Annotated in this window: 19 protein-coding genes; 8 read left to right on the top strand and 11 right to left on the bottom strand. The window is 70.4% G+C overall.

All coding sequences use genetic code 11. The features are described from left to right. Positions 1 to 26: 26 nt before the first annotated feature. Positions 27 to 2339 carry a RelA/SpoT family protein gene (locus FHR82_RS25545; protein ID WP_221464235.1) on the bottom strand — a complete coding sequence of 771 codons (2313 nt, stop codon included), beginning with the start codon at positions 2337 to 2339 and terminating at the stop codon, positions 27 to 29. Between the two features lie 100 nt (positions 2340 to 2439). Between FHR82_RS25545 and FHR82_RS25540 the strand changes: the two genes are divergently transcribed. Both FHR82_RS25540 and FHR82_RS25535 read left to right on the top strand, forming a co-directional pair. Next, positions 2440 to 3198 carry a dioxygenase family protein gene (locus tag FHR82_RS25540; protein ID WP_184813017.1) on the top strand — a complete coding sequence of 253 codons (759 nt, stop codon included), beginning with the start codon at positions 2440 to 2442 and terminating at the stop codon, positions 3196 to 3198. A gap of 10 nt (positions 3199 to 3208) precedes the next feature. Further along, the gene (locus tag FHR82_RS25535) at positions 3209 to 3841 is read left to right on the top strand and encodes a 4a-hydroxytetrahydrobiopterin dehydratase (protein ID WP_184813016.1); all 633 of its coding nucleotides are present in this window, start codon (positions 3209 to 3211) and stop codon (positions 3839 to 3841) included. Between the two features lie 67 nt (positions 3842 to 3908). Here FHR82_RS25535 and FHR82_RS25530 read toward each other — a convergent pair whose 3' ends face one another. From FHR82_RS25530 to FHR82_RS25490, 9 genes are all read right to left on the bottom strand, one after another. Then, complete coding sequence (locus tag FHR82_RS25530) at positions 3909 to 4430, bottom strand: adenine phosphoribosyltransferase (RefSeq protein WP_184813015.1); 522 nt, start codon at positions 4428 to 4430, stop codon at positions 3909 to 3911. Then, positions 4427 to 5701, bottom strand: coding sequence for a protein translocase subunit SecF (gene secF / locus FHR82_RS25525; RefSeq protein WP_184813014.1), 1275 nt, complete (start codon positions 5699 to 5701; stop codon positions 4427 to 4429). The genes FHR82_RS25530 and secF overlap by 4 nt, the downstream gene beginning before the upstream one ends. Position 5702: 1 nt before the next feature. Continuing rightward, complete coding sequence (gene secD, locus FHR82_RS25520) at positions 5703 to 7574, bottom strand: protein translocase subunit SecD (RefSeq protein ID WP_184813013.1); 1872 nt, start codon at positions 7572 to 7574, stop codon at positions 5703 to 5705. Between the two features lie 163 nt (positions 7575 to 7737). Continuing rightward, entirely contained in the window at positions 7738 to 8124 is a 387-nt protein-coding gene (yajC, locus tag FHR82_RS25515; protein ID WP_184813012.1) for a preprotein translocase subunit YajC, read from the bottom strand. Positions 8125 to 8145: 21 nt separating this feature from the next. After that, a complete protein-coding gene (gene ruvB, locus FHR82_RS25510) occupies positions 8146 to 9246 on the bottom strand; it encodes a Holliday junction branch migration DNA helicase RuvB (RefSeq protein ID WP_184813011.1) in 1101 nt (366 codons plus the stop codon). Positions 9247 to 9267: 21 nt separating this feature from the next. Then, positions 9268 to 9864 carry a Holliday junction branch migration protein RuvA gene (ruvA, locus tag FHR82_RS25505; protein ID WP_184813010.1) on the bottom strand — a complete coding sequence of 199 codons (597 nt, stop codon included), beginning with the start codon at positions 9862 to 9864 and terminating at the stop codon, positions 9268 to 9270. Beyond that, entirely contained in the window at positions 9861 to 10520 is a 660-nt protein-coding gene (ruvC, locus tag FHR82_RS25500; protein WP_184813366.1) for a crossover junction endodeoxyribonuclease RuvC, read from the bottom strand. The genes ruvA and ruvC overlap by 4 nt, the downstream gene beginning before the upstream one ends. A gap of 32 nt (positions 10521 to 10552) precedes the next feature. Further along, positions 10553 to 11716: a Cmx/CmrA family chloramphenicol efflux MFS transporter gene (locus tag FHR82_RS25495; RefSeq protein WP_184813009.1), complete on the bottom strand. Its 1164-nt coding sequence runs from the start codon at positions 11714 to 11716 to the stop codon at positions 10553 to 10555. A gap of 71 nt (positions 11717 to 11787) precedes the next feature. After that, positions 11788 to 12360, bottom strand: a complete 573-nt coding sequence (locus FHR82_RS25490) for a TetR/AcrR family transcriptional regulator (RefSeq protein ID WP_184813008.1) — start codon at positions 12358 to 12360, stop codon at positions 11788 to 11790. Between the two features lie 136 nt (positions 12361 to 12496). Here FHR82_RS25490 and FHR82_RS25485 point away from each other — a divergent pair, with 136 nt between their 5' ends. The 6 genes from FHR82_RS25485 (at position 12497) to FHR82_RS25460 (ending at position 18572) form a co-directional block, all read left to right on the top strand. Continuing rightward, the gene (locus tag FHR82_RS25485) at positions 12497 to 13519 is read left to right on the top strand and encodes a LacI family DNA-binding transcriptional regulator (protein WP_184813007.1); all 1023 of its coding nucleotides are present in this window, start codon (positions 12497 to 12499) and stop codon (positions 13517 to 13519) included. Next, positions 13516 to 14787 carry a sugar ABC transporter substrate-binding protein gene (locus FHR82_RS25480; RefSeq protein WP_184813006.1) on the top strand — a complete coding sequence of 424 codons (1272 nt, stop codon included), beginning with the start codon at positions 13516 to 13518 and terminating at the stop codon, positions 14785 to 14787. Before FHR82_RS25485 ends, FHR82_RS25480 begins: the two co-directional genes overlap by 4 nt. Then, entirely contained in the window at positions 14780 to 15757 is a 978-nt protein-coding gene (locus FHR82_RS47620) for a carbohydrate ABC transporter permease (RefSeq protein ID WP_311771269.1), read from the top strand. The genes FHR82_RS25480 and FHR82_RS47620 overlap by 8 nt, the downstream gene beginning before the upstream one ends. Further along, complete coding sequence (locus FHR82_RS25470; RefSeq protein WP_184813005.1) at positions 15750 to 16625, top strand: carbohydrate ABC transporter permease; 876 nt, start codon at positions 15750 to 15752, stop codon at positions 16623 to 16625. Before FHR82_RS47620 ends, FHR82_RS25470 begins: the two co-directional genes overlap by 8 nt. Positions 16626 to 16636: 11 nt before the next feature. After that, entirely contained in the window at positions 16637 to 18178 is a 1542-nt protein-coding gene (locus FHR82_RS25465; RefSeq protein WP_184813004.1) for a glucoamylase family protein, read from the top strand. 121 nt (positions 18179 to 18299) lie between these two features. Then, complete coding sequence (locus FHR82_RS25460) at positions 18300 to 18572, top strand: hypothetical protein (RefSeq protein ID WP_221464233.1); 273 nt, start codon at positions 18300 to 18302, stop codon at positions 18570 to 18572. 13 nt (positions 18573 to 18585) lie between these two features. On the opposite strand, the gene FHR82_RS25455 is transcribed toward FHR82_RS25460, so the two are convergent. Beyond that, positions 18586 to 20277: a metallophosphoesterase gene (locus FHR82_RS25455; protein WP_221464232.1), complete on the bottom strand. Its 1692-nt coding sequence runs from the start codon at positions 20275 to 20277 to the stop codon at positions 18586 to 18588. Positions 20278 to 20281 lie beyond the last annotated feature (4 nt).

The raw sequence follows: 20281 nt of genomic DNA, 5'->3' as shown, positions 1-20281 counted from the left end.
CGGCCGGGACCGGTCCCGTGTTTCAGTCAGGACGCCGACGTCACACGATAGACGTCGTAGACACCCTCGACGCTCCGCACGACCTTCAGCACGTGGCCGAGGTGCTTCGGGTCGCCCATCTCGAAGCTGAAGCGGCTCACGGCGACGCGATCCCGCGAGGTGGTCACCGACGCGGACAGGATGTTGACCTTCTCGTCCGCCAGGACCTTGGTGACGTCCGACAGCAGGCGGTGCCGGTCCAGTGCCTCGACCTGGATGGCCACGAGGAACACCGACGAGTCCGACGGCGCCCACTCGACGTCCACCAGGCGTTCCGGTGCCGCCAGCAGCTCACCGGCGTTGGTGCAGTCCGTGCGGTGCACGCTGACGCCACCGCCGCGGGTGACGAACCCGAGGATGTCGTCGCCGGGGACCGGGGTGCAGCAGCGCGCGAGCTTGACCCACACGTCCGACGCGCCCTTGACGATCACACCGGCGTCGCCGGACGCGCGGCGGCGGGTGACGGTGGACGGGGTGGACCGCTCGGCCAGCTCCTCCTCGGCGTGCTCGACGCCGCCGAGCAGCGCGACCAGGCGCTGCACGACGTGCCGGGACGAGGTGTGGCCCTCGCCGACCGCGGCGTACAGCTGACTGACCTCGGCGTAGCGCAGCTCGCGGGCCAGCGCCGCCATGGAGTCGGCCGACACGAGCCGCTGCATGGGCAGCCCGACCCGGCGCACCTCCTTGGCGATCGCGTCCTTGCCCGCCTCGATCGCCTCTTCCTTGCGCTCCTTGGCGAACCACTGCTTGATCTTGGCGCGGGCGCGCGGCGAGGCCGCGAAGGCGAGCCAGTCGCGGGACGGGCCCGCGCCCTCGGCCTTGGACGTGAAGATCTCGACCACGTCGCCGTTCTCGAGCTTGCGCTCCAGCGCGACGAGCCTGCCGTTGAGCCGGGCGCCGATGCAGCGGTGGCCGACCTCGGTGTGCACGGCGTAGGCGAAGTCCACTGGCGTCGACCCGGCGGGCAGCGTGATCACGTCGCCCTTGGGCGTGAACACGAAGATCTCGCGGGCGGCGAGGTCGTAGCGCAGCGCCTCGAGGAACTCGCCGGGGTCGGCGGCCTCCCGCTGCCAGTCCAGCAGCTGGCGCATCCACGCCATCTCGTCGACCTCGACGGCCTGCCCGTCGTGCGTGCCGCGGGTCTCCTTGTACCGCCAGTGCGCCGCGATGCCGTACTCGGCGGTGCGGTGCATCTCGTGCGTGCGGATCTGCACTTCCAGCGGCTTGCCGTCCGGCCCGATCACCGTCGTGTGCAGCGACTGGTAGACGCCGAACCGCGGCTGGGCCACGTAGTCCTTGAACCGGCCGGGCATCGGCTGCCACAGCGCGTGGACGACACCCATGGCGGCGTAGCAGTCGCGGACGTCGTCGACGAGGATCCGCACACCGACCAGGTCGTTGATGTCGTCGAAGTCGCGGCCGCGGACGATCATCTTCTGGTTGATCGAGTAGTAGTGCTTCTGCCTGCCCTCGACCTTGGCGTTGATGCGCGACTGCTCGAGCTGCGCGGTCAGCTCGCCGGTGACCTTCTGCAGGTAGGTGTCGCGCGACGGCGCGCGGGTGGCGACCAGGCGCACGATCTCGTCGTACTTCTTGGGCTGCAGGATCGCGAACGCGAGGTCCTCCAGCTCCCACTTGACGGTCGCCATGCCGAGCCGGTGTGCGAGCGGCGCGAGCACCTCGAGGGTCTCGCGGGCCTTCTTCGCTTGCTTCTCCGGCGGCAGGAAGCGCATGGTGCGCATGTTGTGCAGCCGGTCGGCCAGCTTGATCACCAGCACGCGCGGGTCCCGCGCCATGGCGATGACCATCTTGCGGATCGTCTCGGCCTCCGCCGCGCTGCCGAGCTGCACCTTGTCCAGCTTGGTGACGCCATCGACCAGTCGAGCCACCTCCTCGCCGAAGTCGTCGTGGAGGTCCTTCAACCCGTAGGACGTGTCCTCCACGGTGTCGTGCAGGAGCGCGGCGACGAGCGTGATCGTGTCCATGCCCAGCTCGCCGAGGATCGTGGCGACCGCGAGCGGGTGGGTGATGTACGGGTCGCCGGACTTGCGCCGCTGCCCGCGGTGCGCCTCCTCGGCGACGTCGTAGGCGCGTTGCAGCAGGGCCAGGTCGGCCTTCGGGTGCAGCTCGCGGTGCACCGCGGCCAGTGGCTCCAGCACCTGCTTGACCGGTGCGGACCGCTGGGCGGTGATGCGGCGGGCGAGACGCGCACGTACCCGCCGCGTGGCGGACGGCGCGCGCGCGGCAGGGGGTGGGGGCGCGCCCTCGGACGCCGCTCCGGTCTCAACGTTCTGGCTCAATAGCGACTCCTCTGGCACTGAGAATAACCGCGATCGCACAGAAGATCCGGAAGTGGGTTGATGTAGCCTGTAGTTGAACCTTCAACTTCAGGAGTGGACCATGTCCATGCCGGTGCTGTACCTGTCCCACGGCGCCCCGCCCCTCGCCGACGACGACCTGTGGACGCGTCAGCTCGCCGACTGGTCAGCAGGCCTGCCGAGGCCGTCATCGATCCTCGTCGTGTCCGCACACTGGGAGAACGCCCCGCTCACGGTAGGCGCGACGACGACAGTGCCGCTGGAGTACGACTTCTGGGGCTTCCCGGACCACTACTACGACGTGACGTACGAGGCGCCGGGCGCACCGGAGCTGGCCGCCTCGGTGGGTGCCCTGCTCGGTTCCGCGCACTCCGACCCCGGCCGCGGCCTGGACCACGGCGCGTACGTGCCGCTCAAGGAGATGTACCCGGACGCGGACGTGCCGGTGCTGCAGATGTCGATGCCGTCGCTGGACCCGGCGGAGCTGTTCGAGGTCGGGCAGCGGCTCGCCCCGCTGCGGGACGAGGGCGTGCTGATCGTCGGCAGCGGGTTCTTCACGCACAACCTGTCCGGCCTGCGGCGCGACCCGGCCGGCACCGCACCGACGTGGTCCGCGGAGTTCGACCACTGGGGCGCGGAAGCACTGGCGGCCAGGGACTTCGACGCGTTGCTCGACTTCGAGCACAAGTCCCCCGCCGCCCGGCTGGCCCACCCGCGAACCGAGCACTTCGCGCCACTGTTCGTGTCCATGGGCGCGGCACTCGGCACGACGGCCACCCCGAAGCAGGTCATCGACGGCTACTGGCACGGCCTCGCGAAGCGCTCCGTCCAGTTTGACTAACCTGCCGGTCATGACGACCTTGACCGGACGGCAGATCGCCGAGGCGGACCTTGCCGGCTGGGCCTACCTGCTGGGTGGCCTGCAGACCCGCGTCAGAACCGGCGACTTCGCGACGGGCGTGGCGCTGGTGGCGGCGGTCGGCACGGTGGCCGGTGACCACGGCCCCGCTCTCGACGTGCGGCCCGGCCACGTGGACGTCCGGGTGACCAGCCACCGCGAACGCGGCATCACCGCCGACGAGGTGCGGCTGGCGCGTGCCATCACGGAGGTGGCCGAAGGCGCCGGCCTGACACTGGATTCGGCGGCCGTGTCGAGGCTCGAGCTGGCGCTCGACACCCCCGACCAGACGGCCGTACTGCCGTTCTGGGCGGCGGTGTTCGCGATGGCACCCGGCGACGGCGAGGTCCTCGACCCCGCAGACCGCCTGCCTGCCGTGTGGTTCCAGGGTTCCGGCAGCGAGGAGCCCCGGCAGCGCTGGCACCCGGACGTGTGGGTCGAGCCCGCACAGGTCCAGCCCCGCATCGACGCGGCACTCGCCGCGGGCGGCACCCTGGTCAGCGACGAGGCGGCACCGAGCTACTGGGTGCTGGCGGATCCGGAAGGCAACCGGGTCTGCCTGTGCACGTGGCAGGACCGGCGCTGAACCGGCGCCCAGGAGCAATGCCTCGACAACGCTCCTGGGCGCAGGCCCACAACCCTCGAAGCTGAGGTCAGAGCACCTGCAGCGCCTGGACCTCGCAGCCGTCCAAGCGGTCGCGGCCGGACAGGGCCGCCAGTTCCATCACCACCGACACCACCGACGTGGTCGCGCCCGCGCGCTTCACCAGTTCGACCACACCCGCGACCGTGCCACCGGTCGCGAGGACGTCGTCGACGATCGCGACCTTCGCTCCTGGCTCCAGCACACCGCCCGGGAGTTCCAGGGACGCCGTGCCGTACTCCAGCGCGTAGTCCACGCGGTCCGCGACCACCGGCAGCTTGCCCGGCTTGCGGATCGGTACCAGGGACACGCCGCGGGCGACCGCGATCGCGGCGCCCAGCAGGAACCCGCGGGCCTCGACCGCCGCGACGACGTCCACGTCCTCCGGGAGCCGGGCGGCCATCTCGTCGATGACCACCCGGAACGCGGGTGCGGACGCGAACAGCGGGTTCAGGTCCCGGAACAACACCCCGGGTTCGGGGAAGTCCGGGACCGTGCGAATCAGCTCCAGTGCTACCTGTAAGTCGGTCATCGTCGCCGCTTTCCTGACGGGCGGCCCGACTGCTTGCCAGCCGGCTTGCCGCTGCGCTGGTGCCGGTCGCCCGGCTTCTGGTTGCGGGCCGGGACGCTGCTCGCCGCCGCCATCGCGCGCTCCTGGCGCAGTTCGGCGTCGAGTGACTCGTCGTCGGTGGCCGGGGCGTCGTCGGCCAGCGGCTCGACGGCGTCGTCGGGAGCACCGGACTCCTCGCGCTCGGCCGCCTTGCGCGCCAGGTTGTCGCGGCGCGCCTTCACCCGCGCGGCCTGCTGCTGGAACTTCGGCTCCCGCATCTTCAGGTCGACCAGGATGGGCGTCGCGAGGCAGATCGACGACAGCGCACCGGCGATGATGCCGGTCAGCTGCACCAGCGCCAGGTCCTGCAGGGTGCCGACACCCAGCAGGCCGACGCCGACGACCAGCAGGCCGATGACCGGCAGCACCGCGATCAGCGACGTGTTGATCGACCGCATCAGCGTCTGGTTCAGCGCCAGGTTCGCCGCCTCCGCGTACGTGCGGCGGGTCAGGCCGAGCAGGCCCCTGGTGTTCTCCTTGATCTTGTCGAACACCACCACCGTGTCGTACAGCGAGAAGCCGAGGATCGTCAGCAGACCGATGACGGTCGCCGGGGTCACCTCGAAGCCGATGATCGAGTAGACGCCCGCGGTGACCACGATGTCGTGGACCAGCGCGGCGAGCGCCGCCACGGCCATCCACTTCTCGAAGTACATCGCGAGGAAGATCGTCACGAGCACGAGGAACACGCCGAGCGCGATCAGCGCCTGCTGTGAGATCTCGCCACCCCACGACGCGCTGACGGCGCTGTCACTGATGGACCGCTGGCTCGGCTCGCCTTGCGCGTTCTCCGGCTGGAACCGCTCGAACAGCCCGGCCTTGAGCTGGTCGACCTCGTCGTTGTTCAGCGCCTCCGACCGGATCTGGATGGTCGACGCGTCGCCGGTGCCGACCGTCTGCACGGCCGCGGGCTCCTTGCCGAGGATCTCGCTGAACGCGTCCTCGACCTGGGTCACCGAGATGTCGCCGTTCGCACCCTGCGCGGGCAGCGAGACCCGGGTGCCGCCGGTGAAGTCGATGCCGAGGTTGAAGCCGCGGAAGACCATCGACGCGAGACACACGAGGATCAGCGCCGCGAAGAAGATGTACCAGCGCTTGCGCTTGCCGACGACATCGAACGCGCCGGTGCCCGTGTAGAGCCGGCGGAACACGCCTTCTTTCTTGGCGGGCGCCGGTGTTTCGTTGGCAGCCACGTCACACCTCCTTCGCCACGGTGCGGCCCGCAGCCCGCCGCTCGTTCGCCTGGCGCTGCACCGCGCCCAGACCCGACATGCTCGGCTTGGACAGGAACTTCGACTTCGACGCCAGCGAGACCAGCGGGTGCGTCACGAGGAACACCACGATCAGGTCGAGCACGGTCGACATGCCGAGGGTGAACGCGAAGCCTCGCACCTGGCCGACGGCCAGGACGTAGAGCACGGCGGCCGCGAGGAACATGACCATGTCCGCGGACAGGATGGTGCGCCGGGCGCGTACCCACGCCCTCGGCACAGCCGAGCGGAACGTCCTTCCCTCGCGTATCTCGTCTTTCAGTCGTTCGAAGAAGATCACGAACGAGTCCGCCGTGATACCGATGGCGACGATGAAGCCCGCGACTCCCGCGAGGTCGAGCGTGAACCCGATCCACCGGCCGAGCAGCACCAGGAACGCGAACACGATGACCGCGGACAGCGCGAGCGACAGGATCGTGAGCAGGCCGAGCATCCGGTAGTAGAACAGGCAGTAGACGAACACCAGCAGCAGGCCGATCGCGCCCGCGATCAGGCCGGCCTTGAGCGACGCGATGCCCAGCGTCGCGGACACGGTCTCCGCCTCGGACGAGTCGAACGACAGCGGCAGCGAGCCGTACTTCAGCACGTCCGCGAGGCTCTTGGCCTCGGTGGAGCTGAAGCCGCCCTGGCCGCCGCCGGTGATCTGCGTCTGGCCGGTGATGGCGCCCTGGATCTCCGGCGCCGACACGACCTGGGTGTCGAGGACGAACGCGGCCATCTGACCGACGTGGGCCTCGGTGTAGTCGGCCCAGGTCCGGCTGCCGCCGCTCTTGAAGTCCAGCGTCACGACGTAGCCGACGCCCTCCGGGTTGACCGCGGAGCCCGCGTCGGAGATCTCGGTGCCCTGCAGGAAGGTCGGGCCGAGGACGTACTTGGCGGTGGCCTCCTGGTCGCAGGCGACCAGCGGCTGGTCCGAGAGGTCGTTGCCGACCAGCGGGTCGGGCCTGGAGCAGTCCAGTGCGGCCATCGCGGCCTGCTGCACCGTCGCGTCCGGCTGGACGGTGCCGTCCTCGCTCCCGGCGAGCTGCGGTGCCTGGCGGCACGCGCGACCCGACTGGATCAGGCTCGCCGTGGTGACCGCGCTTTCCTTGCCCGCCGAGACGTCCTTGTTGTAGGTGTCGACGTCGGCCGCGTACTTGGCGCACGCGCTCAGCGGGTCGGCGAGGGCCTCCTCGTCGCTCGGCTGCTCGGCACCGGACGCCGGTGGCTCGGACGGCGCGGACGGCTCGGACGGCGCGGTGGAGCCCGGCTGACCCGCGACGGCCGGGGCGGGCCTGCCCTGCGGCGTGCCCGTGGTCCCGCCTGCCGACGGCGGGACGGACGGCTCGGTCGCCGGCGCGGACGGCGCGGTCGACTCCTCGCCCGGTGCGGGCTCGGTCGGCTGCTCCTGCTCCTGCTGCTGTGGCACCTGGGCCGGCTGCGGCTGCCCGATCACCGCGCGGAACCGGAGCTGGGCGGTCTGGCCGAGGTCCTTGGCCTGCTCACCCTCCTCGCCCGGCACCGTGATGATGATGTTGTTGCCGTCGAGCACGACCTCGGTGCCACTGACGCCGATGCCGTTGACGCGGTTCTCGATGATCTGTCGCGCCTGGTCGAGGGCCTCGCGGCTGGGGGCGTCACCCGACTCGGTGCGGGCGGTCAGCGTGACACGCGTGCCGCCCTGCAGATCGATGCCGAGTTTGGGCTCCAGCTTGTGATTCGGCGTGGCGAACACCAAGCCGTACAGCAGAACCACGATGAAAAGGAAGAACGCTAGGTAGCGCCCTGGGCGGATCTGCCCGGAGGGTGAGGCCACGGTCGGTCGGTCTCCTCGAACTACAGGGTCTCAGGCGTGTTCCTGTGCCGTGTCTTGGTCACAAGACTGCGCCCGCACCCGTTACACGTGTGGGTGAGGGCGCAGCGTACCTCCCGTGACGTGAGGCCGTTGTCACACGGTCACGTCACGCTCACGCAAGCCGCTACTTCTTGCCGGACTCGAGCTCGGCGTCCTTGACGGCCGGGGGCTCGTTGGTCGTCGCGTCGACGGTCTCGACCTCGTCCACCGCGTCGGTGTCGTCGAGGTCCTCGACGTCGTCGGTCTCCTCGACCGGGCCGACCTTCTCGCGCACGGCGGCACGCAGCCACTCGGTCTCGACACCGGGAGCGATCTCGAGCGTGATCGTGGTGCCGTCCTCGGCGTCGGTCACAGTGCCGTACAGGCCCGAGGTGGTCATCACGCGGTCACCGACGCCGAGGGAGTTCTGCAGTGCCTGCTGCTGCTCCTGAGCCCTGCGCTGGCGCCGGGTCATGAAGTACATCATGACGCCCAGCAGGCCGAACATCAGAAGCAGAGGGAGGATATCCATGTTTGTCCATCCGTGAGTTGACTACTCCGCAGAGTGCGCAGTGTGCGCACCGTGCGTGTCAGTGTCGTGCGTGTCACTGTCGAACAGAGTAGGCGGCACCGGGCCAGGAGCGGTAGCCGGGGGCAAAAGCCCCATATGGGACCACGCCGCCGCGGTGGCGACACGACCCCTCGGAGTCCTGGCGAGCATGCCTGCCCGCACCAGGTACGGCTCGCACACCTCCTCCACCGTACTGGGCTCCTCCCCCACCGCGACAGCCAGCGTCGACACCCCGACCGGGCCGCCGCCGAACGACCGCACGAGCGCGCCGAGCACCGCCCGGTCCAGCCGGTCGAGACCGAGCTCGTCGACGTCGTAGACCGCCAGCGCCGAGTGGGCGATGTCCTTGGTCACGACACCGTCGGCGCGGACCTCGGCGAAGTCGCGCACGCGCCGCAGCAGCCGGTTGGCGATGCGGGGTGTGCCGCGGGAGCGGCCCGCGATCTCCTCGGCGCCGTCGGGACGCAGGTCGACGCCGAGGATGCCCGCCGACCGGCGCAGCACCTTGTCGAGGTCCGAGGCCGAGTAGAACTCCATGTGGGCGGTGAAGCCGAACCGGTCGCGCAGCGGGCCGGTGAGCGAGCCGGAGCGGGTGGTGGCGCCGACGAGCGTGAACGGCGCGATCTCCAGGGGGATGCTGGTGGCGCCGGGGCCCTTGCCGACGACCACGTCGACGCGGAAGTCCTCCATCGCGAGGTAGAGCATCTCCTCTGCGGGGCGGGCCATCCGGTGGATCTCGTCGATGAACAGGACGTCGCCCTCGACGAGGTTGGACAGCATGGCGGCGAGGTCGCCCGCCCGTTCCAGCGCGGGGCCCGAGGTGAGGCGCAGCGCGCTGCCCAGCTCGGCCGCGATGATCATGGCGAGGCTGGTCTTGCCGAGACCCGGCGGACCGGACAGCAGCACGTGGTCCGGCGGTACCCCGCGCCGGGTGGCGCCCTGCAGGACCAGCTCGAGCTGCTCGCGGACCCGGTGCTGCCCGACGAACTCGGCGAGCCGCTTCGGGCGCAGTGTCGCCTCGTCGTCTCCCGGCAGCACCTCGGGGGACGCGATCTCGGGCGCGAACTCACCGGGGTCGGTCACGGCTTCATCGTGCACGACCCGCTACCGCTTCCTGCCCAGGGTGGCGAGTGCCTTGCGGAGCACGGTCGGGGTGTCGGACCGGCCGTTCTCGGCGAGCACCCCGTCGACGGCCTGTTCGGCCTGCTTGACGGGGAAACCGAGCCCGGTGAGCGCCTCGACGACACTCCCCCGCACCGCGCCGTTGCCCGTCGCGACGGTCTCCGCGGTGACGGCGGCGAGCGCGCCCACCTTGTCGCGCAGCTCGATGATCAGCCGCTCCGCGCCCTTGCGGCCGATGCCGGGCACCTGGGTGAGCACGGAGACGCTGCCCTCGGCGAGCGCGGCCCGCAGCTGGTTGGGCTCCAGGACGGCGAGGGTGGCCATGGCGATGCGCGGGCCGATGCCGGACACGGTCTGCAGGAGCCCGAACAGCTCACGGGCCTGGGCGTCGGCGAACCCGAACAGCGTCAGGGAGTCCTCGCGGACGACGAGCGTGGTCTCGAGGATCGCCTCTTCGCCGGTGCGCAGCGTGGCGAGCGTGGCCGGGGTCGCGGTGATCGCGAGGCCGACCCCGCCGACCTCGACCACCAGGTGGTCGAGGCCGATCGAGAGCACCGTTCCCCGTACGCGCGAGATCATGTCGACTTCCTCTTCACGGAGCTTGCGGAGTGAACATCGGACGCCCTGACGGAGCTTGCGGAGTGAACATCGGACGCCCTGACGGAGCTTGCATGGGACGCCTTGGCCGCGGCGGCGATGCGTGCCTTGTGGTTGCGGGCGAGTTCGGCGGCCCTGGCCTCGGCCTCGGCGAGCCGGTTGCGCATGGGTGCGCGCCAGATGTGGCAGACGGCGATGGCGATGGCGTCCGCGGCGTCGGCGGGCCGTGGTGCCTCACGCAGGCCGAGCAGCTTGGTGACCATCGCCGTGACCTGCGCCTTGTCGGCACGGCCGGAGCCGGTGACCGCGGCCTTCACCTCCGACGGCGTGTGGAACACGACCGGCAGCCCGCGTCTGGCGGCCGCGAGCGCGACGACGCCACCCGCTTGGGCGGTGCCCATGGCGGTGCGGACGTTGTACTGGCTGAAGACCCGCTCGACCGCGACCGCGTCGGGGCGGTGGCGGTCGAGCCAGTCCTCGACGGCATCGGACACGGCGAGCAGGCGCACGGCGAGGTCGGCGTCGACCGGGGTGCGGATCACGTCCACCTGGACGCACGCGACCTTCCGGCCGGCCGCCCCGTCGACGACGGCGATCCCGCATCTGGTCAGGCCGGGGTCGACACCCAGCACGCGCATGGCCTTGCCTGTCGTGAACATCAGTTCGAAGCCTAGGGGACCAGAACCTTCTCCCCGCGCACCGACACGGCGCCGAGCGCGACCGCTCCGAGTGCCACCACGCCCGCACCGGCGCCGAGCCACGCGACGACCGGGTAGCCGGCACCCGCGTCGAGCGCGAGGCCACCGAGCCACGGGCCCGCGGTGATGCCGACGTTGAACGCGGACACGTTGAGCGAGGAGGCCAGCGTCGGCGCGTGTTCCGACTCGCTGAAGACCCGGGTGGTGAGGGCGGGGTTGACCGCGAACCCGAACGCCCCGATCAGGAAGACGGCCGTGACCGCGAGCACCGGCTGGGACGCGGCCGTGGCGAGCAGGATGCTCGCGGCGACGAGGCCGCCGATGCCGTAGGCGAGCGTGCGGAACGGGTGGCGGTCGGCGGTGCGGCCGCCCACCGTGATGCCGATGAGCGAGCCGATGCCGTACACGCCGAGCACGACCGGGACCGCACCGTCCGGCAGTCCGGTCGTGTCGGTGAGCAGCGGGGCGAGGTAACCGAACGTGACGATGAGCGCGGTCATGAGCAGTGCGGTCGTCGCGTAGGCCAGCCACAGCCGCGGGTTGGCCATGGCGCGCAGCTCGGCGCCGACGCTCGGCTTCGACCGACCCTCTGGTCCATTGTGGATAGTCAGTGCGACGGCCGCGGCCGCCACGAGCGACAGCACGGCGACCGCCCAGAACGCCGCGCGCCAGCCGAGGTTCTGGCCCACGAGGGTGCCAAGCGGCAGCCCGACGACGGTGGCGACGGTGAGCCCGCCCGCCACGACGCTGATGGCCCGGCCACGGCTGCCGGCCGGCACGATCGACAGCACGGTGACCGAGGCGACGGACCAGAACCCGCCGTAGGTGAACGCGCTCAGCGCCCGCGTGGCGAGCAGAACCTCGTAACTGCCGGTGAGCGCGCCCACGGCGTGCAGCGCGGCGAAGACGACGAGGAAACCGATGAGCGTCACCCGCCTGGGCCACCGGAGCGTGAGCACGGCGAGCACGGGCGCGCCGACGAGCATGCCGAGCGCGAACGCCGAGATCAGCAGGCCCGCCTGCGGGATGCCGACCCCCAGGTCGCGGGACAGTTCGGGCAGCAGCCCGGCGAGCATCATCTCCGAGGTGCCCTGGGCGAAGATCGAGAGCCCCAGGACGTAGACGGCGACGGGCACAGGGTTCCTCCTGTTTTGGATTGATTGGTTCAAAACTTGGACATGCGAAACCCCGTTGTCACGCACGGCTTCTAGATGGCCGTCAACGCCACCTCGGCCACCGACTCGAGTGTGGCGCGGTCCGCGCCCGCCCTCGCCATGACCCGCAGGCCGTTGATCGACGACATCACGAACAGCGCGAGCGCGGCCGGGTCCTTGTCCTTCGCGATCTCCCCCGCCGCGCGGCCTGCGGCGAGCGCGTCCCGCAGCGCCGCGAACCGGCGGTCCTGGTCGGCCCGCAACAACGCCGCGACGTGCTCGTCGGCCGGCCCCAGTTCGACCATCGAGTTGACGACCAGGCAACCGAGCGGGTCGTCGTCGGGCGCGTCGGCCGTGTGCCGGAGCAGGGTGCGGATCTTCTCCCGCACCGGGCGGTCCTCGGCCAGCAGCGCGAGGGCCGAGTCCGTCCGCTCGGCCATGTACCGCGTCAGCGCCCGCTCGAACAGGTCCCGCTTGCTGTGGAAGGTGTTGTAGATGCTCGACCGGCCGAGCCCGGTCGCCGCGCACAGGTCCTGCGTCGACGTGGCCTCGTAACCCGCCGACCAGAACGCGCGCATGGCGGCGTCCAGTGCGCGGTCCTCCTCGAACTCCCTGGGCCTCGGCATGCGCCGACCGTACCAGTGTTTTGGAACGATCGATGCACAACCACACGTCGGCGCCGATGTAAGCGCCTTCGCTTGACATGCGTGTTAGAACTGCACACAACAGAAATGTAAGCGCTTCCAACGACGGAAGGCAGCCATGTCCGGTCGGGAACGGCGGCCGGTCACCATCTACGAGGTGGCCGACCGCGCGGGGGTGTCGATCGCCACCGTGTCCCGTGCGCTGCGGGACTCCGGCCTGGTCGCGCCCGCGACGCGCCGCCGCGTCCAGCAGGTCGCCGAGGAGCTGCGCTTCCGTCCGAGCCGGGCGGGCCGCGCGCTCGCCGAGGGCCAGCACGCCGCGAACGGCATCGTCTTCCCCGACCTGTCCGGCCCCTACTACGCCGAAGTGGTGCTCGGGTACGAGGAGGTCGTCGCCGAGCTGGGCCGCAGCGTCCTGATCCTCGCCACGAACGGCCGCGCGAAGGCAGAGGACGCGGTCCACGAACTGGCCGGGCGCGTCGACGGCATGGTGATCATGGGCCGGACGGTCGGCGACCACGTGGTGGTCCGCATCGCCGACACCGGGCTGCCGCTCGTGCTGCTGGCCCGCCCGCCGGTCGGGCTCGTCGACACCGTGACCGCCGACAACGAGTCCAGTGCCCGCGACCTCACCGCGCACCTGCTCGGCCACGGCCACCGGCGCATCGCGTTCCTCGGCGACCCGGACGAGTCGCCGGACGTCGCCGGGCGCTACACGGGATTCCGCGAGGCGATGACCGGAGGCGGGTACCCGGTCCCGGTCGCGACGCCGTGCGCGTTCGACGTCCGGTCCGGCTACGCGGCGGCGAAGGACCTGCTGCGCACCCGCCCCGACGCGGTCGTGTGCGCCAACGACGAGGTGGCGCTCGGCGCGCTGCGCGCCGCGGAGGACCTGGGCCTGTCCGTGCCCGGCGACCTGGCCCTGACCGGGTGGGACGACATCATGGCCGCCGGCTACGCCCGCCTGACCACCGTGCACCAGTCGATGCGCGAGCTGGGTGCCACCGCCGCGCGGTGGCTCGACGAGCGCATCGGCGGGGCGAAGACGGTCACGCAAACCCTGGCACGCCGCGAGGTGCTGCCAACGCGGCTGGTGATCCGCGCCAGCTGCGGTTCGCATACCGACGGAGGTACAACATGACCCGACCCAGCAGGCGGAGGGTGCTGCTCGTCGCCGTCACCGCGGTCGCGCTCGCCGCGTCGGCGTGCGGTCGCGACAGCGAGAACGCGGGCCCGCAGCAGGGCGAGGAGGTCGCCGAGGGTAAGGCGTCCGGCGAGATCACGGTGTGGGCCATGGGCACCGAGGGCGAGAAGCTGTCGGTGCTCGCCGACGACTTCATGAAGGAGAACCCGGACGCGAAGGTCACCGTCACCCCGGTGCCGTGGGACGGCGCGCACAACAAGCTCGCCGCCGCCATCGCGGGCCAGGAGACGCCCGACGTCACGATGCTCGGCACCACGTGGGTCGGCGAGTTCGCGAAGACCGGTGCGCTCGACGTGGTGCCGCCGGACTTCGTGCGGGAGGCGGACTTCTTCCCCGGCGCGTGGGACACCGGCGTCGTGGACGGCACCTCCTACAGCGTCCCCTGGTACGTCGAGACGCGGCTCCTGTACGTGAACAAGGCGGTCGCCGAGAAGGCCGGGATCACCGAGGCGCCGAAGACCTGGGACGACCTGAAGCAGGCGGTCAAGGACATGCAGGCCAAGGGCGGCGCCAAGTGGGGCACCTACCTGCAGCCGGGCCAGATGGGCGCGTGGCAGACCGTGATGCCGTTCGTGTGGCAGAACGGCGGCGACATCCACGACGGCTCGAAGTTCACCCTGGACTCGCCGCAGGCCGTGGAGGCACTCGAGTACTACAAGTCCTTCTACGACGAGGGTCTGTCCACGAAGGACCGGCTGCGCGAAGGTGAGACCGAGCCGAAGGTCCTGTCCGGCGAGATCGCGTCGTTCGTGTCCGGGCCGTGGCACATCGGGCTGCTCAACGAGCTCGGCGGTGAGGGCAAGTACGACCTGTGGCCGATGCCGGGCGGTTCCGGTGAGTTCACGTCGTTCATCGGCGGCAGCAACATGTCGGTGTTCAAGAACACGAAGAACCGGGACGCGGCCTGGAAGTTCGTGTCGTACCTGATGCGGCCGGAGGTGCAGGTCAAGTGGTACCAGACGGTGTCGGACCTGCCGTCGGTGCAGGCCGCGTGGGACGACGAGACGCTGGCCGGTGACGCGCAGCTGAAGGTGTTCGGCGACCAGCTCGACAAGGCCAAGGCGCCGCCGTCGATCCCGACGTGGGAGCAGATCGCGGCCGGGGTGGACACCGAGCTGGAGAAGGTGGCGAAGGGCGCGTCGTCGGCGGCCGACGCGGCGAAGGCCATGCAGGCCCAGGCGACGTCGATCGGCACGGGTGGCTGAGGTGCCGGAGGTCCGGGACCGCACCGTCCCGTCAGACCCGGCCGCGGGTTCCGCGGTCGAGCCGGGCCCGCGCCCGCCCGCGCGGGCCCGGCGCACCACCGGCTGGCTGACCGGCTGGGGGTTCGCGCTGCCGTTCGCCGTGCTGTTCCTGGTCTTCACCGCGGGCCCGGTGCTGGCCTCGCTCGTGATGAGCCTGTCGGACCTGCGCAGCGCGGACCTGCTCGACCCGTTCGGCGTCGACGTCGTCGGGCTGGACAACTACGTCCGGCTGTTCTCCGACGAGAAGTTCCTGACCGCGGCGGGCAACACGGCGGTGTTCGTGGTGGTCGGCGTGCCGCTCACGATGGCGCTGTCGCTGCTGGTCGCGCTCGGGTTGAACTCCGGGCTGATCCGGTTCCGGACGCTGTTCCGGGTGGGCTACTACCTGCCGGTCGTCACGAGCATCGTGGCGATCTCGGTGGTGTGGCGGTTCGTGCTGCAGCCGGACACCGGCCTCGCGAACGAGATCCTCGGCTTCTTCGGCGTCGACGGGCCGAACTGGCTCAACAACGAGACGTTCGCGCTGCCGACGCTGATCGTGATGGGTGCGTGGCGCAACCTCGGCTTCGGCATGGTGATCTTCCTGGCCGGGCTGCAGGCCATCCCGAAGGACCTCTACGAGGCGGCCACGATCGACGGCGCGAAGCGGTTCGCACAGTTCCGGTACCTGACACTGCCGATGCTGCGGCCCACGATGCTGTTCGTCGCCGTGATCACCACGATCGGTTACGTGCAGTTCTTCGAGGAGCCGTTCGTGATGACGCAGGGCGGCCCGCTCGACTCGACGCTGTCGATGGCGTACGCGACCTACAACCAGTTCGGGTTCGGCAACTACGGCTACGCGTCGGCCATGGGCTACGTGCTGTTCGTCGTCGTGGTGCTGCTGTCCATCGCCTGGTTCAAGCTGCTGAGGAACGACGTCGATGACTGACACGACGACACGGACCGTGCCACGGCCTGCCGTGGCACGCCTCCGTTCCCGGGACCGCATCGCCAAGGCGGTGCTGTACGTGCTGCTGTTCGGCGGGCTGCTCGTCGTCGTCGGGCCGTTCCTGTGGATGCTGCTGTCCTCGTTCAAGCCGGAGGGCGAGATCCGCGCGGACCCGCCGACGTGGTGGCCGAACGACCCGACGTTCGCCAACTACGGCAACCTGTTCGACCGCCTGGACTTCCCGACGTACTTCACCAACTCGGCGGTCGTCGCGGTGCTCACGACCGTCGGCAACCTGCTGTTCTGCTCGGCGGCGGGCTACGCGCTCGCGAAGCTCCCGTTCGCGGGCAAGAAGGCCCTGTTCGGCATCGTGCTCGGCACGCTGATGGTGCCGAGCATCGTCACGATGGTGCCGCTGTTCGTGCTGACGTCGAACCTGGGCCTGGTCAACACGCTCGCCGGGCTGATCCTGCCCTACCTGGCACAGGCGTTCGGGGTGTTCCTGATGCGCCAGTTCATCCTGTCCATCCCCGACGACCTCCTGGAGGCCGCCAGGATGGACGCGGCGAGCGAGCTGCGGATCTTCTGGCAGATCGTGCTGCCGCTGTGCCGTCCCGCGCTCGCCACGCTCGGCATCCTCACGTTCCTGGCCTCCTGGAACAACTTCCTGTGGCCGCTGGTGGCGGCGACCGGGGAGGAGACCTACACGCTGCCGGTCGCACTCGCGCTGTACGCGATCGGCCAGAACCGGACCGAGTACGACATCCTGCTGGCCGGTGCGGTCGTGGTCGTGCTGCCGGTGCTCATCGTTTTCATCCTGCTGCAACGTCATTTCGTCCGCGGCATCGCGACGACCGGACTGAAGTAGAGGTGCCCTGCATGTCCCGATTACGACTGGCTGGTGTCGCCGTGCTCGCGGCGGCACTGCTCTCCCCACTGGCGCCCGCCACGGCGGCGCCCGCCCCTTCCGGGTCCTCGCACCTGTCACTGGTGCGCGACACGTGGCGGTCGTTCGACGCGATGACCGTGCGGGAGACGGGGATGCCCGCCGACAACATCGGCGGCGACCTCGACCCGGCGACGCGCTCGGCGTACACGTCACCGACGAACATCGGCTCGTACCTGTGGTCGGCGATCGTCGCCGAGGACCTCGGCCTGATCTCCCGGCGGGAGCTGGTGTCCCGCACGAAGACGACGTTGTCGTCGCTGGCGCGACTGCAGCGGCACCTGGCGTCCGGCCAGTACTACAACTGGTACGACCCGGCGACGCTCGAGCGCCTGACCACGTGGCCGGTGGACGGGTCGGTCGTGTACCCGTTCGCGTCCAGCGTGGACAACGCGTGGCTCGCGGCCGCGCTGATGGTGGTCCGCAACGCGGTGCCCGAGGCGCGCAAGCAGGCGCAGGACCTGCTGACGCCCATGGACTTCTCGTTCTACTACGACCCCGTGGGCCGTGGCCCGGACGTGCCTGCCGGGCTCATGCGCGGCGGCTTCTGGGACACCCCGCCGCCGGACCCGCAGTGCTCGCTGCCCGGCAACTACACCGGGGTCGGCCCGGAGGTGTACTACACGTGCCACACCTACGGCTCGTTCGCGTCCGAGACGCGGATGATCTCGTACGTGGCCATCTCCCTGGGCCAGGTGCCGCCCGGGCACTACTTCGCACCGTGGCGGACGTTCCCCGACACGTGCGACTGGAACTGGCAGGAGCAGAAGCCGTCCGGTGAGTTCGTGGACTATCTCGGTGTGCCGGTGTTCGAGGGCAACTACACCTACCGCGGGCTGACGTTCGTGCCCACGTGGGGTGGTGACATGTTCGAGGAGCTGATGCCGGACATGTTCGTGCCCGAGGTGCGCTGGGGCAAGGACTCCTGGGCGCGGCAGCACTCGGTGTACGTGCGCGGCCAGATCGAACACGGTCTCAACGACGCCGAGTACGGCTACTGGGGCTTCTCCCCGGCGTCGAACCCGGACGGCGGGTACCGCGAGTACGGCGTCGACATCATGGGCCTGGACGGTCCCGGGTACACCAGCGACCAGGAGAAGACGGCGGTGGACGTCGGCTTCGAGGGTTGCCGCGACGCCCAGCCGCTGCCGGAGACCTACGGCGACGGCGTCGTGACCCCGCACGCGGTGGTGCTCGCACTGCCGTACCAGCCACGCGCGGCGCTGACCGAACTGGCGAAGCTCCGGCGCGACTTCGACGCCTACGGCCCCGGCGGCTACTACGACGCGATCGCCGTACGCAGCGGCAAGGTCGCGAAGCGGTACCTGGCCCTGGACCAGGGCATGATCATGGGCGCACTGGGCAACCTGCTCGGTGACGACATCCTGCGTGACGCCTTCACCAAGGGCGGCGCGGAACAACACCTGCGCCCGGTCATGGCGATGGAGGAGTTCAACCTCCCCCGCCGCCAGTGACCTGACGAGCCCCGGTGGCGGACGGGTGACCCCCTCACCCGTCCGCCACCGGGCGCTGTCCCGCTCGGCGCATCCCCCCGTCCCTTCGTGCTTCCCATCGCCATCGCGCGCGCCCAGCCTTGTGCGATGCGTCGCGCTCACCCCCACACTCGCGGTACCCGCGTCCGGCGCGATGGAGACCTACTCCCGCTGGTACGGCCGCTACCCGTACCCGGAGGTCGACGTCGTCACCGGGCAGTTCCCGTACGGCAGCATGGAGTACCCGACGTTCGTGACCGCGGTGCCCTTCGCGACCGCGGTGGCCACACCCGGCGAGTTCGGTGCCGCCGCGCAGGCCGCGTCACCGGTGGACCTCACCGGCTTCTGGGAGCGGTGGCGCGTCGACGTCCAGTGACCGTCCCGCCGAACTAGTGGTGTGGCACCTTGATCGGCTCTTCGATCAGGTCCACGTCCAATGGCTGCGCCGGGCGCAGCCACGGGTCGGCCGGGGCGCCGTCCGGGTCGGGAACCCACTTGCGGCACACGCGTTCCAGTTTCACCGGGTAGATCGTCAGCGTGCCGTCGGCCGCGATGTGCATGCGCAGGAAACCCTTGTGGTCCTCGATGCTCTGGCCTGCCATCACCTCGTTGAGGTTGATGCCGAACCGGCTCGCGACGAGCAGGTACAGCGCCACCACCTCGGCGTCGACGAAGCCGATCACGACCGGGGTGCCTATCGCGACCACGAGGAAGATCAGCCAGTCGGCGATCGCGCCTGCCGGGAACACGTGGTACAGCGCGCGGATCGTCATCGCCCACGCGACGCTCAGCGCGAAGTGTGCCAGCGCGTGCGCGACTCCGGCGGCCACGCTTCTCCTGCTCGCCGTCGGTAGGTCGATCCGCGCGAACGCCACCCCCGCCAGCACCAGCACGACCGCCGCGAGCACCGCGGGCGACCACGACGCGAGCAGGCCGAACACCCCGTCCCGGACGGCGGACTCCGCGATCCCGTACAGGACGGCGGCGGTCGCGACGAGTTGCGCGATGCCGGTGAGGACCCAGAAACCGGGGTTGCGCCACGGCAGTCGCAGGATGCCGGCCACGAGTTTCGCGGACGGTCCCGGATACCGGGTGGCTAGTTCGTAGCTGCTGGGCGGTAACGGGTCCCGCACCCGCGACTTCTCCCCCGGCAGGTCGAGCCGTTCCGGCAGGCGGCGGGTGGACGCGAGGTAGGCGCCGCCCAGCCCGGACGTGATCTTCTGCCCGGCGCCGCCCTGTTCGGCGTAGCGGACGTAGTGGTGCTTGTCGCCGGTCAGCATCACGCGGACGGACGCGCCATGCGGCCGGATCACCTCACGCTGGAAGAACTCGATGGTGTCGTAGCCCTTGGACCGGCCGCCGCACCCGGCCTCCACCCACGCCGGGGTCGAGGTGCACAGGATGACCGCGTCGCCGTCCTCGAGGTGCTCCGCCGCGTCGCGGAAGTACTCGAGCTGCGGCGCGTCCACGTAGTCGTCGAACTGGGTGTCGATGGCGTACAGCCACCAGCGCTGCGGCAGCCGCACCGCGAAGTAGCTGCGGGTCTGTTCGGTCCGCCAGCCGCCGAAGGGCCGCCGCTGCGCGAAGACGCGGAGGAACGACGTGAGCCCGTCGTACCAGTCGTGGTTGCCCGGCAAGGCGAACAGCGTCGGCCCGCCCTCCTCCTCGACGGGCAGCGCGGCGCGGTAGACGCCCTTGCTGCGGTCCTCGTACGCGCCGGTCGAGGCGGCGGGGTACACCTCGTCGCCACCCATGATGAGCAGGCTGCCGCGTGGTTTCGGCCCGTCCAGGTCCAGTGACGGCGCGGCCAGCAGCGACGCGATCGAGTACGTGGCGTCGAACCCGTCCCCGAGGTCGGCGACGAAGTCCAGCCACAGCTCGTCGTCGCCGGAGTGGTCGTGCACCTGCGACGGGAGGCCGCCCTGCAGTTCGCGTTTGTCCGCGTACGACCCGAAAATCTCGGCGACGAGCGACTGCGCACCCGTCGTGATCAGGACTTTCGGGGCCAGCCAGCGGACCGCCTTCTGAGGCCGGAAACCGAGCTGCTCCTCTGACATGTCGTGCGGGCGCGGTCGTGCCATTCGT

Origin of the sequence: Actinophytocola algeriensis, from assembly GCF_014203735.1 — a bacterium.
Taxonomy (GTDB): Bacteria; Actinomycetota; Actinomycetes; order Mycobacteriales; family Pseudonocardiaceae; genus Actinophytocola; species Actinophytocola algeriensis.
This window is presented reverse-complemented; position numbering and strand designations above follow the sequence as displayed.